The organism is Methylobacterium frigidaeris, assembly GCF_022179185.1.
GTDB lineage: Bacteria > Pseudomonadota > Alphaproteobacteria > Rhizobiales > Beijerinckiaceae > Methylobacterium > Methylobacterium frigidaeris.
Genome location: NZ_BPQJ01000221.1, coordinates 1 through 267, shown reverse-complemented (window position 1 = coordinate 267; position 267 = coordinate 1). Strand labels below are relative to the sequence as shown.

The 267-nt window shown below is 70.8% G+C and carries 1 protein-coding gene; it reads right to left on the bottom strand.

All coding sequences use genetic code 11. The annotated features are described in order from the left end of the window. Positions 1-225: SCO family protein (locus MFF64_RS36935; RefSeq protein ID WP_238194011.1), on the bottom strand; the 225-nt coding region annotated here is incomplete at its 3' end. Between the last annotated feature and the right edge of the window lie 42 nt (positions 226-267).

Genomic DNA, 267 nt, shown 5'->3' with positions numbered 1-267 from the left:
GCACACGTCCGGGCAATGGGTGAAGCCGAAGAACACGAGGTGCGGCGCGCCGGAGAAGTCGCGCTCGGTGACCGTGCGCCCGTTCTGGTCGATCAGCGTGAACGGGCCGCCGACCCCGGGTACGCCCACAGGCGCCCGGTCCGGCATGAAGGCGAACACCGCCGCCCCGGTCAGGCCGACGAGACCCAGGCAGAAGGCCAGAAGGGGGATCAGGGCGCGGCGCATCTTCATCGGACTCCGACCTCCGTGCTGCGGCTGGCACAGCAC